Genomic DNA, 14,415 nt, shown 5'->3' on the forward strand with positions numbered 1-14,415 from the left:
ACGCGAACCCTGCCTTCAGACCCTTCCCCGTGGCGGTCTGCAACCTTCATCGGACCTCCCGGACCGGCGCGCTCAGGCGAGCGCGCAGTGAGTGTCGATCGAAACATCCGGCAACCCGGATGGGCCCGCAACGCCGGGCCCTCGCTGGCGCGGGCTCAGGCCGGCTTGCCCCAACTGTCGCGCAGACTGACGATGCGGTTGAATACGGGCTTACCCGGCTTCGAATCGACGCGGTCGGCGACGAAGTAGCCGTGGCGCTCGAACTGGTAGCGCTGCTCCGGCAGCGCATGGCGCGCGCCGGTTTCGAGGTAGGCCTGGACCACGCGTTTCGAGTCCGGATTCAGCGCTTCGAGGAAGTCGCGGCCGCCGGCGTCCGGTTGCGGTTCCTTGAACAGCCGGTCGTAGATGCGCACTTCGGCCGGGCACGCGGCCGCCGCGCTGACCCAGTGGATGTTGCCCTTGACCTTGTAATTGTTCGCGCCTTCGGTGCCCGATTTGCTGTCCGGGAAGTAGTTGCAGTGCACCGCGACGATATTGCCGTTCTCGTCCTTGTCCGCGTGCGTGCATTCGATCACGTAGCCGTAGCGCAGCCGCACCTTGTTGCCCGGGAACAGGCGGAAGTAGCCCTTCGGCGGCGTCTGCGTGAAGTCCTCGCGCTCGATCCACAGCTCGCGCGAAATCGGAAACTCGCGCAGGCCCTGTTCCGGATGATGCGGATGCACCGGTGCGTGGCACGGCTCGGTGAGGCGTTCGGGGAAGTTGTCGATGATCAGCTTGACGGGATCGAGCACGGCGGCGATGCGCGGCGCCTTCTCGTCGAGATCGTCGCGCAGCGCGCCTTCGAACACGCTCATGTCGATCCACGAGTCGACCTTGGTCACGCCGATGCGCTCGCAGAACAGCTGGATCGACTCGGGCGTGAAGCCACGCCGGCGCAAGCCGACGATGGTCGGCATGCGTGGGTCGTCCCAGCCTTCCACATGGCCTTCGTTGACGAGTTGCAGCAGCTTGCGCTTGCTGGTGATCGCATAGGTCAGGTTCAGGCGCGAAAACTCGATTTGCTGCGGCAGCGGACGCCCGAAGACACCGGCCTCGGCGAGTTCGTTCAGGATCCAGTCGTACAGTGGGCGGTGATCTTCGAACTCGAGCGTGCACAGCGAATGCGTGATGTTTTCGAGCGCGTCCGAGATGCAGTGCGTGTAGTCGTACATCGGGTACACGCACCAGGTGTCGCCGGTACGGTAGTGATGCGCGAAGCGGATGCGGTAGATGACCGGGTCGCGCATGTTGAAGTTCGGCGACGACATGTCGATCTTCGCGCGCAGCACGTGCTCGCCTTCCTTGAACTCGCCCGCCTTCATGCGGCGGAACAGGTCGAGGTTTTCCGCGACCGAACGCTCGCGGAAGCGCGACGGCGTGCCGACTTCGGTGGCCGAGCCGCGGTTCGCGCGGATTTCCTCGGCCGACTGGCTATCCACGTACGCGCGGCCGCGCTGGATCAGCAGCTCCGCGAACTCGTACAGCTTGTCGTAGTAGTCGCTCGCGAAGTACAGATGCTCGGTGCGGTCCTTTTCCCATTCGAAGCCGAGCCAGCGCACCGAGTCGATGATCGACTCGACGTACTCGACGCTTTCCTTCTCCGGATTGGTGTCGTCGAAGCGCAGATGGCACACGCCGCCGTAGCTGCGCGCGACGCCGAAGTTCAGGCAGATGCTCTTTGCGTGACCGATGTGCAGATAGCCGTTCGGCTCCGGCGGGAAGCGCGTTTCGACGCGCTGGCTCCATTTGCCGGTGCGGTTGTCGTCGTCGATGATGTTGCGGATGAAATTGGATGTCGCGGGCGCGTCGTTGCGTTCGGTATTCATGCGAGAAGATGAGAGTCCGTGGGGGCGCGCAATGCGCCCGTGTAGCCGTCAATTCTACCTGACGAGCCCGTTCGCGGCAGGTGGTTGCGGCGCGCAGCCAACGGCGCAGTGGGTTTGGCGCGGCTGCCGGAGTCAGGCAAGCCGGCGCGCGGGGCTGTAACAGGAGGTAAAACGGGTTGGCGACGCGCGACGCGCCGACTTAGGATGCGCTGCTGCGCGCGGCCCGCGCGCCTGTGCTGGGCCTTCGCGCGGGGCGGGCTTGCCCGAGCCGTCCACGCTGTCCTTCATCTTCCTGCACGAGGCTCCGCTGCTCGTGCGCCATGCTCGCCTCGTTGCCGGAGTTTTCTCGGATGTCTGTCCCGACGCACGGCGCGTTTCGCGCGCCCTTTGCCCGCGCTTTGGCTAGCGCCCGATTTTCTTGCCGTAACCGTCGTGTGCTCGCTTCGGCCTGGTTTGCCGCGCTTGCCGTGAACGTGGCCGCGCCGCTGTCCGCCGCCGCGAAAACACCGGCGCCGAAGCCGGCGCTCGATGCGTCGGCAGTCGCCGCGCCGGATAGCTACAGCGCCGACACCGCGCAGCAGATCTTCGCCGCAGGCGGCAACGCGGTCGATGCCGCGGTCGCGATGGCTTTCACGCTCGCCGTCACGCGGCCCGATGCGGGCAACCTCGGCGGCGGCGGATTCATGACGCTGCTGGTCGACGGCAAGCCGTATTTTCTCGACTATCGCGAGCGCGCGCCGCAGCAGGCGACCCGCGACATGTACCTCGACGACAAGGGCAACGTGGCGCCGGGCATAAGCACGGTCGGGCATCGCGCGGCGGCCGTGCCGGGCACTGTCGATGGCATGTGGGAAGCGCAGCGGCGCTTCGGCAAGCTCAAATGGAAGCAGGTGCTCGCGCCCGCGATCCATTACGCGACCGACGGCTTCCAGGTCGACCCGCGGCTGCAGCAGCGACGCGACGCGGCCGCCAGGAGTTTCGCCGGCAAGACCAATTTCGACGCCTACTTCGCGAACCTGAAGGCGGGCGCGATGCTGCGCCAACCGGAACTCGCGCAGACGCTGGGGCGGATCGCGAGCGACGGCGGCCGCGAGTTTTACGAGGGCCGCACCGCTCAAATGATCGCCGCGCAGATGTACGGCCACGGCCTGATCACGAGCCAGGATCTGAGCCAGTACAAGGCTCTGTGGCGCGAGCCGCTCGCGGCCGACTGGCACGGCTACCGCGTGATCACCGCGCCGCCGCCGAGCTCGGGCGGCCTCGGGCTGATCCAGATGCTGAAGATGCGGGCCGATCTGCAGCCGGCGTTCGACGGCCTTGCATTGAATTCAGCGCCGTACATCCATCTGATCGCGCAGATCGAGGATCGCGTGTTCGCGGACCGGCAGCGCCATATCGGCGACCCGGACGCATCGCCGGTGCCGGTCGCGAAGCTGATCGACGACGCCTACCTCGCGCAGCGCGCGGCCGAAGTCAAAGCCGACGAAGCGCCGGCCGCCGCGACGGCGAAACCCGGTGTCGACGGCGGCGCGGCGACGGAGAAGGCGCAAACCACGCATTTCTCGGTGGTCGACAAATGGGGCAACGCGGTGTCGAACACCTACACGCTGAACGGCGATTTCGGCTCGGGCGTCGTGGTGGACGGCGGCGGGTTTCTGCTGAACGATGCGATGGACGATTTCGTGATCAAGCCAGCCGTCGCCGGCGCGACGGGCGCGGCGTCGACACCCGGCGCCGCCGATGCCGAGCCGGATGCGATCGCGCCGGGCCGCCGCCCGATTTCGTCGATGACGCCCACGCTGCTGCTGAAGGACGGCAAGATCGCGCTAGCGATCGGCACGCCCGGCGGCTCTCGCATCCTGACGACGATCTTCCAGGTGATGACGAATCTGTACGACTTCGACATGTCACCGACGGACGCGCTCGCCGCGATGCGTTTCCATCATCAGCTGCTGCCGCCAAAGACGATCTACTTCGAGCCGTACCGTCCCGCGCCGGATGAGCTCGCCACGCAATTGAAGGCGCTCGGCTTTACGGTCGAGCAGCAGGCGTTCAACGGCGACGTGCAGATGATCCGCGTGGACGGCACGACACCCGAGCCCGCGAGCGATCCCCGTGGTGGCGGCGTGGCACGCGTGATACGGTAGACGGCCCGCCGCGCTATCCCGCGAGCGGGCGATAAGCCGAACACGGGGAAGCACGATGAGCGAACACCAATCAACCACACTCGTTCTGCCGGGCTATCTGGACTCCGGCCCAGGCCACTGGCAAACGCGCTGGGAAGCGCTCGATCCCGCGGTCGTCCGCGTGCAGATGCCGGACTGGGACCACCCTTCGCGCGACGCCTGGTGCCGTACGCTGGCCGCCGCGCTTGACGCCGTGGACGCGCCGGTCGTGTTCGCCGCTCACAGCCTCGGCTGTCTGACCACGGCGTTCTGGGCCTCGCAGTACGCAAGCGCGGCGCAGCTCGCGAAGGTGGCCGGCGCGCTGCTGGTCGCCGTGCCCGATCCGGACGAAGCGCACTTCCCGAGGGACGCGGGCGGCTTTGCGCCGGTGCCGCTCACCCGCCTGCCGTTTGCGACGATCGTGGTGGCGAGCAGCGACGATCCTTATGGCGGCGTGCCGTTTTCACAAACCTGCGCGAACGCGTGGGGCAGCCGCTGGATCGGGATCGGCGCGCGCGGCCACATCAACGCCGACAGCGGTCTCGACGATTGGGACGAGGGGCGGGGCTGGCTGGCTTCGCTAACGGCGATGCGCTGAGTCTCGCCGCCTTCTCGATCAGATCACCGCTTTGCGCTTCAACTCGGCAATCGTCTGCGCGTCGTATCCGAGCACGTCGCTCAGCACCCGCTCGGTATGCTCGCCGAGCAGCGGCGGATGGCTCAGCGCCTGCGGCGGCGTGCCGGTCATGGTGATCGGATTGCGCACGAGCTTGACCGTGCCGCCCGACGGATGCGGCAGATCGACCTGCAGACCGCGCGCGACCACCTGCTCGTTGTCGAACACTTCGTCGAGGTTGTTGATCGGTCCGCACGGCACGCCGGCCGCTTCGAGCGCCGCGATCCATTGCTGCTTGCCCTGCAGGCGGACCATGTCCGCGAGCATCGGCACGAGCAGTTCGCGATTGCGCACGCGCGCGGGGTTGGTTGCGAAACGCTCGTCGTCGGCGAGTTCCGGGCGGCCGCCCACTTCGACGAACTTGCGGAACTGTCCGTCGTTGCCGACCGCGACGATGATCCATCCGTCGCTGGTCTGGAAGGTCTGGTAGGGCACGATGTTCGGATGCGCATTGCCCCAGCGCGCCGGCGGCTGGCCGCTCGCGAGGTAGTTCGAGTTCATGTTGGCGAGCATCGCGACCTGCACGTCGAGCAGCGCCATGTCGATGTATTGGCCAACGCCCGTGCGGTCGCGGTGCGTGAGCGCGGTCAGCACCGCGATCGTCGAGTACATGCCGGTCATCAGGTCGGCGATCGCGACGCCGGCCTTCTGCGGGCCGCCGCCCGGCTGACCGTCACGCTCGCCGGTGATACTCATGAAGCCGCCGATCCCCTGCACGATGAAGTCGTAACCGGCGCGCTGCGCATACGGGCCGGTCTGCCCGAAGCCCGTGACCGAGCAGTAGATCAGGTCGGGCTTGACCTCTTTGAGCGATTCATAGTCGAGGCCGTACTTCTTCAACTGGCCGACCTTGTAGTTCTCGAGCACGACGTCGCTTTGCGCGGCCAGTTCGCGCACGATCCGCTGACCCTCGGGCGACGCGATGTCGAGCGTGACCGAGCGCTTGTTGCGGTTCGCCGCGAGATAGTAGGCGGCCTCGCGCGTGTCCGCGCCGTCCGGCGTTTTCAGATAGGGAGGCCCCCAGTGGCGCGTGTCGTCGCCGACCTCGGGACGTTCGATCTTGATGACGTCGGCGCCGAAATCGGCGAGCGTCTGCGCGCACCATGGACCGGCGAGCACGCGGGTGAGATCCAGCACGCGGATGTGACTGAGAGCGCCCATGTTCCTGAATGTCTCCTGATGGTTGCAGGCCGCGCGGCGAGCTGCCATGCGTTATTTCGCGCGTAGTTTCGCGGAAGTCATCTTAAGCGATTCGCGCTCGCGGGCGCAGTCAGCCGAACGTCATGGCGCGGATCGGACGATCGGACAAGCGAGCGCCAACTAGGCGGCGCGCAGTGCCGCGCGCGCTTGCCGATCCCGTATAATCAGTCGTTTAAAGAAACAGAAAGTTGGCGCATCCCACCGACCGCCAGTCTCCGTCAGGAACCGTCAGGACCGTCCCCCGCCCGCTATGAAAGCCGCTGAAATCCGCGAGAAATTCCTCAAGTTCTTCGAATCGAAGGGCCATACGATCGTCCGTTCGTCGAGCCTCGTGCCCGGCAACGACCCGACACTGCTCTTCACCAATTCGGGGATGGTGCAGTTCAAAGATGTGTTCCTCGGCGCGGAATCGCGTCCGTATTCGCGGGCCACGACAGCGCAGCGCAGCGTGCGCGCCGGCGGCAAGCACAACGACCTCGAGAACGTCGGCTACACCGCGCGTCACCACACGTTCTTCGAGATGCTCGGCAACTTCTCGTTCGGCGACTACTTCAAGCGCGACGCGATCCACTACGCGTGGGAACTGCTGACCGGCGTCTACCAGCTGCCCAAAGACAAGCTCTGGGTCACCGTCTACCAGGAAGACGACGAAGCGCACGACATCTGGGCGAAGGAAGTGGGCGTGCCGGTCGAGCGCATCGTCCGCATCGGCGACAACAAGGGCGCGCGCTACGCATCAGACAACTTCTGGCAGATGGCCGACACCGGCCCGTGCGGCCCGTGCTCGGAAATCTTCTACGACCACGGCCCGGACGTGTGGGGCGGGCCGCCGGGATCGCCCGAGGAAGACGGCGACCGCTACATCGAAATCTGGAACCTCGTGTTCATGCAGTTCAACCGCGACGCGCAGGGCAACATGACGCCGCTGCCGAAGCAATGCGTGGACACCGGCATGGGCCTCGAGCGCATCGCCGCGGTGCTGCAGCACGTGCACAGCAACTACGAGATCGACCTGTTCCAGGCGCTCATTCAAGCCGCTGGCCGCGAAACCGGCGTGACCGATCTGGGCAACAACTCGCTGAAGGTGATCGCCGATCACATCCGCGCGTGCTCGTTCCTGATCGTCGACGGCGTGATTCCGGGCAACGAAGGCCGCGGCTACGTGCTGCGCCGTATCGTGCGCCGCGCGATCCGCCACGGCTATAAGCTCGGCAAGAAGGGTTCGTTCTTCCATCGCCTCGTCGCCGACCTCGTCGCGCAGATGGGCGACGCTTACCCTGAACTGAAGCAGGCCGAGCAGCGCGTGACCGACGTGCTGCGTCAGGAAGAAGAGCGCTTCTTCGAGACGATCGAACACGGCATGTCGATTCTCGAGGCCGCATTGGCCGATCTCGACGCCGCAGGTGGCAAAACCAGCGGCAAGACGCTCGACGGCGAACTCGCGTTCAAGCTGCACGACACCTACGGCTTCCCGCTCGACCTGACCGCGGACGTCTGCCGCGAGCGCGAAGTGACGGTCGACGAACCCGCGTTCGACGACGCGATGGCGCGTCAGCGCGAGCAGGCTCGCGCGGCGGGCAAGTTCAAGATGGCGCAGGGCCTCGAATACTCGGGTGCGAAGACCACCTTCCACGGCTACGAAGAAATCGTCTTCGACGACGCGAAGGTCGTCGCGCTGTACGTCGATGGCGCGTCGGTGCAGCAGGCGCAGGCCGGCCAGCAGGCGGTCGTCGTGCTCGATCACACGCCGTTCTACGCCGAGTCGGGCGGCCAGGTCGGCGATCAGGGCGTGCTCGCCAACGCCAGCACGCGCTTTGCGGTCGTCGATACGCTGAAGGTTCAGGCCGACGTGGTCGGCCACCACGGCACGCTCGAGCAGGGCACGCTGAAGCTCGGCGACATCGTCAAGGCCGAAATCGACGCGGTGCGCCGCGCCCGCACGGCGCGCAACCACTCGGCCACGCACCTGATGCACAAGGCGTTGCGCGAAGTGCTCGGCTCGCACGTGCAGCAGAAGGGCTCGCTCGTCGACGCCGACAAGACCCGCTTCGACTTCGCCCACAACGCGCCGATGACGGACGAGCAGATTCGCCGCGTCGAGGAAATCGTCAACGCCGAAGTGCTGGCGAACGCGCCCGGCATCGTGCGTGTGATGTCGTACGACGAGGCGGTGAAGGGCGGCGCAATGGCACTGTTCGGCGAAAAGTACGGCGACGAAGTGCGCGTGCTCGACCTCGGCTTCTCGCGTGAGCTGTGCGGCGGTACGCACGTGAATCGCTCGGGCGACATCGGTTTCTTCAAGATCGTGATGGAAGGCGGCGTCGCGGCCGGTATCCGTCGCGTCGAGGCGATCACGGGCGACAACGCGGTGCGCTACGTGCAGGAGCTCGAAGCGCGCGTCAACGCGGCCGCGGCCGCGCTGAAGGCACAACCGGCGGAACTCACGCAGCGCATCGGCCAGGTGCAAGACCAGGTGAAGGCGCTCGAGAAGGAACTGGGCGCGCTGAAGTCGAAGATGGCGTCGAGCCAGGGCGACGAACTCGCGGGCCAGGCGATCGAAATCGGCGGCGTGCATGTGCTCGCGGCGACGCTCGAAGGCGCGGACGTGAAGACGCTGCGCGAAACGGTCGACAAGCTCAAGGACAAGCTGAAGAGCGCGGCGATCGTGCTCGCGTCGGTGGAAGGCGGCAAGGTCAGCCTGATCGCGGGTGTGACCGCCGACGCCAGCAAGAAGGTCAAGGCGGGCGAACTGGTCAACTTCGTGGCCCAGCAGGTGGGCGGCAAGGGCGGCGGCCGTCCGGACATGGCGCAGGCCGGCGGTACCGAGCCGGCCAACCTGCCGGCGGCGCTCGCGGGCGTCAAGGGCTGGGTCGAAGGGCAGCTTTGATTCTGATGGTCGGTTGAGTCCGGCTCGACGAGAAGTCGAGCCGGGTTCGACGAAGGGGCCACGCGGTGCGCCAGCAGGATCGGCGCGTTGCGTGGTCCCTTCGCTTTTGCTGAAGCCGACCGGGTTGCGTCGAACCTGGTTGCCGGGGCGGATTCAACGATCAGACCACATTCGCATCCGCGGACGCCACCGCATCCACCTCGGCCGTCCCTTCCAGCGACGCCACCAGCGTGCGTCGCAACGCATTGAGCGCCGACGAAAAATGCCCGCGTCGCCACACCAGCAGCGTGTCGATCGTGCCGATATCGGGCAATTCGTGCACCGCGATATTGCTCGTGTCGGTCGCCAGATCGAGCACCGAGCGCGGTGCGACCGCGACGCCCGCGCCGGCCGCCACGCACGCGACGATCGCGTGATACGAGCCGAGTTCCAGCACCCGTTGCGGCCGCATGCCGTGCTCCAGATACCACTTCTCGATATACGCGCGATACGCGCAGCCCCGCTCGAACGCGATCAGCGTCGATAGCGCGATGTCGCGCACTTCGCGGATCGGCCGATGACCGCGCGGCGTCAGCATCACGAGTTCCTCGCGGAAGATCGGCACGGTCTCGAACAGATCGCCGAGCGTGGCCGGATCGAGCGGTGTTGCGACCAGCGCCGCATCGACCTCGAACTCGCGCACCCGCTCGATCAGCCTGCCGGTCGTACCGGTCTCCAGTTCCAGTTCGACGGCTGGCCATTGCTGGTGATATTGCGCGAGCAGGCCCGGCAGACGCGTCGCCGCGACGCTTTCCATCGTGCCGAGACGCAGACGCCCGCTCGGACGATCCTCGCGTACCGCGTGCCGCGCCTCGTCGGCGAGCGCGAGCAGCCGTTCCGCGTAGGGCAGCAGCGTCTCGCCGGCCGGCGTCAGCACGAGGCGGCGGCCGTCGCGGATGAACAGCTCGGTGCCGAGCTGTTCCTCGAGCTGCTTGATGCGCGTGGTCACGTTCGATTGCACGCGATTGAGCTTCGCCGCGGCGCGCGTCACGCCGTTTTCGCGCACGACCGCGCGAAAAATGGTCAGAGCGGCCAGATCCATGATTCTCTCCTGGCGATGAATAACATTCTAATTATTCATTTTTCGTGATTCAAAGGTCAAGCTAGTATGGATTCATACCATCGCCGTTTGACCGTCCGATCATGAACGATCTCGCTTCCCACGCGTACCCGCGCTTCCACGGGCCGCACGCCGCCCGGCGCGCGGCGCTCGCCTGCATGGTCACGCTGGCCGTCGCGCTCGGTATCGGGCGCTTCGCATTCACGCCGCTGCTGCCGCTGATGCTGCACGGCGCCGCGCTCGGCCAGCCGCAGATCGATATCCAGCATGGCGGCTGGCTCGCGTCGTTCAATTACGCCGGCTATTTCGCCGGCGCGATGACGTGCGCGGCGCTGCGGGTCGAGCCCGCGCGCATGGTGCGCGTCGGACTCGCCGCGACCGTGCTGCTGACGCTCGCGATGGGCGTCACCGGCCAGTTCTGGGTGTGGGCGCTGGTGCGCTTCGTCGCCGGCGCGGTCAGCGCATGGACCTTCGTGTTCGCGTCGCAGTGGGGCTTGCGGCGGCTCGCCGAACTCGGCGCGCAGGCGTGGAGCGGCGTCATCTATACGGGGCCGGGCGTGGGCATCGTCGGCACCGGCTTGCTGGTCAGCGTCGCGGGCGGCTATGGCGCGGTGGTCGGATGGATCGGCTTTGCGGCGATCGGCGCGGTGCTGTCGGTGCTGGTGTGGCCGGCGTTTGGCGAAGCGCAGCGTGCGGGAACAGCGAAGCCTGCCGCTGCAAGCTCCGCAACCGCAAAGCCCGCCACCGGATCGCGCGCCAGCGCAAACCAGCCGCCTCGTACGGCCGGCATTCAGACGAGCCATGCCGTCCACCGCGCCGACGCGTTCTGGCTGGTCCTGCTCTACGGTATCCCGGGCTTCGGCTACATCATCACCGCGACCTTTCTGCCGGTCATCGCGCGCCACGCGTTGCCGGGCTCGGCGTGGCCGGACCTGTTCTGGCCGATGTTAGGTGCGGCGCTGATCGTCGGCGCGTTGCTCGCCGCGCGTTTGCCCGTGCATTGGGACAACCGCGCGCTGCTCGCGGGCTCGTATGTGCTGCAGGCGCTCGGCATCGCGCTGGGCATCGTATGGCCGACGGCGGGCGGGTTCTCGCTCGGCAGCATCCTGATCGGCCTGCCGTTCACCGCGATCACGCTGTTCGCGATGCGCGAGGCGCGGCGTCTGCGCGGCGACGACGCGGCCGGGCTGATGGGTTATGCGACCGCGGCCTATGGCATCGGTCAGATCGCGGGTCCGTTGGTGGCCGCGCCGATTGCCGCGCACACGGGGTCGTTTTCGCTGGCGCTGTGGCTCGCCGCGGGTGCGCTGCTGGCGGGGGCGGCGGGACTGATCGCAGTGACGCGCGTGCCGCGTGGCCCGCGCCGTGGCCGCATGCCGGATTGCGGTTGCAGCTAAGACGCGAAAACAAATCTCGCACGGGCGCACTAAAATGACCGCTTTCCGTCATTCCCTCGCGCCTGTCGCCGGGCGCGTCGCTCGACCATGCAACATTTCGCGTCCGACAACTACGCCGGCATCTGTCCCGAAGCGCTCGACGCGCTGATCGCCGCCAACAACAGCGGCCACGAGCCGGCCTACGGCGACGACTCCTGGACCAACCAGGTCTGCGACCGTCTGCGCGACCTGTTTCAGACCGATTGCGAAGTGTTCTTCGTGTTCAACGGCACGGCGGCCAATTCGCTCGCGCTCGCGTCGCTGTGCCAGTCGTACCACTCGGTGATTTGCCACGAACTCGCGCACATCGAGACCGACGAATGCGGCGGCCCCGAGTTCTTTTCAGGGGGCTCGAAACTGCTCACGGCGCCGGGCATCGCCGGCAAGCTCACGCCCGATGCGATCGAGTCCATCATCACGCGGCGCGCCGATATCCACTATCCGAAGCCCAAGATCGTCACGCTGACGCAGTCGACCGAGGTCGGCACCGTCTACAGCGTCGAGGAAGTGCGCGCCATCGCGGCGATCGCGAAGCGACGTCATCTGAAGGTGCACATGGACGGCGCGCGCTTCGCGAACGCGGTCGCCGCGCTCGACGTGCATCCGTCGGAAATCACATGGCGCGCGGGCGTCGACGTGCTGTGCTTCGGCGGCACCAAGAACGGCTTGCCGGTCGGCGAGGCGGTGGTGTTCTTCGACCGCGCGCTCGCCGACGATTTCGCCTATCGGTTGAAGCAGGCGGGACAGCTCGCATCGAAGATGCGCTTCATCTCCGCGCCGTGGCTCGGCCTGCTCGACAACGACGTATGGCTGCGCAACGCGCGTCACGCGAACGCGATGGCGCGTCTGCTGGAGACGCGCTTGCAGGAAATCCCCGGCGTGAGCATCATGTTTGCGAGCGAATCGAACGCGGTGTTCGCGCAGTTGCCGCCGCATGCCGCGAAGGCGGTGCGCGCGCGCGGCTGGAAGTTCTACGAGTTCATCGGCGCGGGCGGTTGCCGGCTGATGTGCGCGTGGGACACGCAGCCCGACACGGTCGAGCGTTTCGCCGCCGACGTGCGTGAGCTGTGCGTCGCGTGATGGAAGACGCGTGAGGTTGCTGGAACCCGAGTTACCACCGGCGCCTCGATGCACCACTCGGCACACGCGCAAAGCCACCCAACTGCGACCCGCCAGAAAACACGAAACAAAGAGACGTCCCCCGCCATGACCGAGTACCGATTCTGTCCCCGCTGCGCGAAACCCCTGACCGAACGCGCCGACCCCGACCACGAGGGCGGCCGCGTCCGTCAGAGCTGTCCCGATATCGAGTGCGGCTACGTCCATTGGAATAACCCGCTGCCGGTCGTCGCGGCGATCGTCGAGTACGAGGGCAAGATCCTGCTCGCGCGCAATGCCGCGTGGCCCGAGGGCATGTTCGCGCTGATCACCGGCTTCCTCGAAAACGGCGAGACGCCGGAGCAGGGCATCGCGCGCGAAGTGATGGAGGAGACCTCGCTGCACGCCGGGTCGGTCGAGCTGATCGGCGTGTACGAATTCATCCGCAAGAACGAGCTGATCATCGCGTATCACGTGAAGGCGCATGGGACGATCGCGCTGTCGCCCGAGCTGCTCGAATACCGGCTCGTCGAGCCCGCGAAGCTGCGGCCGTGGCGCGCGGGCACCGGCCAGGCGCTCGGCGAATGGATGCGGCGACGCGGGTTGCCGTTCGAATTCGTCGAGCGGCCGGGGCAGTGAGGCGTTCGGCCCATCGAGCCGCAACATTAGCCAGCACACAGACGACGCAGAAATCACAGCCACCATGGAGACAGCCCACAACGCACGCGACACCACACGACTCGGCACATCCATCGACGCATCACCGAACCGATCATCCACGTCAATCGGCGGTCAATGAGCGCACGCTCAGGGAGAAAACGGCATGGCCTACATCTACTACCTGACCCATATTCATCTGGGCTACGACGCCCTGTCGCAACTGTCGTCCGAGTGCACGCGCATCGGCATCGAGCGGCCTCTGGTGATCAGCGACAAGGGCGTCGTCGCGGCCGGCATTGCGCGGCAGGCACTCGACGCGCTGAAGCTCGGCGACGTGCCGCTGTTCGACGATACGCCGTCGAACCCGACCGAGGAAATGGTGCTCGCGGCCGCCCAGGTGTATCGCGACGAGCGCTGCGACGGGCTGATCGCGGTGGGCGGCGGTTCGTCGATCGATCTCGCGAAGGGCGTCGCGATCGCGGCCACGCATCCGGGGCCGCTCACGCAGTACGCGACGATCGAAGGCGGCAGCGCGAAGATCACCGACGCCGTCGCGCCGCTGATCGCGATTCCGACCACGGCCGGCACTGGCAGCGAAGTCGCGCGCGGCGCGATCGTGATCCTGAACGACGGCCGCAAGCTCGGCTTTCATTCGTGGAATCTGCTGCCGAAATCGGCGCTGTGCGATCCCGGTCTCACGCTCGGCCTGCCGCCGGGGCTGACCGCCGCGACCGGCATGGACGCGATCGCGCATTGCATCGAGACCTTCCTCTCGCCGGCCTTCAATCCGCCCGCTGACGGTATCGCGCTCGACGGCCTCGAACGCGCGTGGCACAACATCGAGCGCGCGTGCGCGGACGGCCGCGATCGCGAGGCGCGCCTGAACATGATGAGCGCGTCGATGCAGGGCGGGATGGCGTTCCAGAAGGGCCTCGGCTGCGTGCACTCGCTGTCGCATCCGCTGGGCGGCCTGAAGATGAACGGCCGCACGTCGCTGCATCACGGCACACTGAACGCGGTCGTGCTGCCCGCGGTGCTGCGCTTCAACGAGCGCGCGCCGAGCGTGGTGGCCGAGCGTCGCTATGCGCGCATGCGTCGCGTGATGGGGGTGCCCGAGCATGCGGATCTCGCGCAGGCGCTGTTCGACATGACGGCGCGGCTTGGACTGCCGACCGGCCTCAGGCAGATGGGCGTCGACGAAAGCATGTTCGACAAGGTTGTGCAGGGCGCGCTGGTCGACCATTGTCATCGCACGAATCCGCGCGAGGCGAGCGCCGACGACTATCGCCGCATGCTGACCGAGTCGCTGTGATCCTCGCCTCCACCAAC

The 14,415-nt window shown here is 66.8% G+C and carries 10 protein-coding genes; 7 read left to right on the plus strand and 3 right to left on the minus strand.

Annotation, left to right across the window (positions count from 1 at the left end; translation table 11 throughout):
• Positions 1 to 155: 155 nt before the first annotated feature.
• Positions 156 to 1,865, minus strand: coding sequence for a glutamine--tRNA ligase/YqeY domain fusion protein (locus OKW30_RS05335; protein WP_429346175.1), 1,710 nt, complete (start codon positions 1,863 to 1,865; stop codon positions 156 to 158).
• Between the two features lie 350 nt (positions 1,866 to 2,215).
• On the opposite strand from OKW30_RS05335, the gene ggt reads away from it, so the two are divergent.
• Positions 2,216 to 4,012 (plus strand): gamma-glutamyltransferase, encoded by a 1,797-nt coding sequence (gene ggt, locus OKW30_RS05340; RefSeq protein ID WP_429346176.1) that lies wholly within the window; start codon positions 2,216 to 2,218, stop codon positions 4,010 to 4,012.
• 55 nt (positions 4,013 to 4,067) lie between these two features.
• Positions 4,068 to 4,628: an RBBP9/YdeN family alpha/beta hydrolase gene (locus OKW30_RS05345; protein WP_429346177.1), complete on the plus strand. Its 561-nt coding sequence runs from the start codon at positions 4,068 to 4,070 to the stop codon at positions 4,626 to 4,628.
• 18 nt (positions 4,629 to 4,646) lie between these two features.
• Here the strand turns inward: OKW30_RS05345 and OKW30_RS05350 are convergent, their stop codons facing one another.
• On the minus strand, positions 4,647 to 5,867 hold the full coding sequence (locus OKW30_RS05350; protein ID WP_429293592.1) for a CaiB/BaiF CoA transferase family protein: 1,221 nt from the start codon (positions 5,865 to 5,867) through the stop codon (positions 4,647 to 4,649).
• Positions 5,868 to 6,156: 289 nt separating this feature from the next.
• Between OKW30_RS05350 and alaS the strand changes: the two genes are divergently transcribed.
• Entirely contained in the window at positions 6,157 to 8,793 is a 2,637-nt protein-coding gene (alaS, locus tag OKW30_RS05355) for an alanine--tRNA ligase (protein WP_429346178.1), read from the plus strand.
• 160 nt (positions 8,794 to 8,953) lie between these two features.
• On the opposite strand, the gene OKW30_RS05360 is transcribed toward alaS, so the two are convergent.
• Positions 8,954 to 9,874, minus strand: coding sequence for a LysR family transcriptional regulator (locus OKW30_RS05360; RefSeq protein WP_429346179.1), 921 nt, complete (start codon positions 9,872 to 9,874; stop codon positions 8,954 to 8,956).
• A gap of 101 nt (positions 9,875 to 9,975) precedes the next feature.
• Between OKW30_RS05360 and OKW30_RS05365 the strand changes: the two genes are divergently transcribed.
• The 4 genes from OKW30_RS05365 to OKW30_RS05380 all read left to right on the plus strand — a co-directional run bounded on the left by OKW30_RS05365 (position 9,976) and on the right by OKW30_RS05380 (position 14,398).
• Entirely contained in the window at positions 9,976 to 11,289 is a 1,314-nt protein-coding gene (locus tag OKW30_RS05365) for a YbfB/YjiJ family MFS transporter (protein ID WP_429346180.1), read from the plus strand.
• 87 nt (positions 11,290 to 11,376) lie between these two features.
• The gene (locus OKW30_RS05370) at positions 11,377 to 12,408 is read left to right on the plus strand and encodes a threonine aldolase family protein (RefSeq protein ID WP_429346181.1); all 1,032 of its coding nucleotides are present in this window, start codon (positions 11,377 to 11,379) and stop codon (positions 12,406 to 12,408) included.
• Positions 12,409 to 12,534: 126 nt separating this feature from the next.
• Complete coding sequence (locus tag OKW30_RS05375) at positions 12,535 to 13,065, plus strand: NUDIX domain-containing protein (RefSeq protein WP_429346182.1); 531 nt, start codon at positions 12,535 to 12,537, stop codon at positions 13,063 to 13,065.
• Positions 13,066 to 13,249: 184 nt separating this feature from the next.
• Entirely contained in the window at positions 13,250 to 14,398 is a 1,149-nt protein-coding gene (locus tag OKW30_RS05380; RefSeq protein WP_184071710.1) for an iron-containing alcohol dehydrogenase, read from the plus strand.
• Positions 14,399 to 14,415: the final 17 nt, after the last annotated feature.

It is taken from the genome of Paraburkholderia sp. Clong3 (assembly GCF_050436485.1).
GTDB lineage: Bacteria > Pseudomonadota > Gammaproteobacteria > Burkholderiales > Burkholderiaceae > Paraburkholderia > Paraburkholderia tuberum.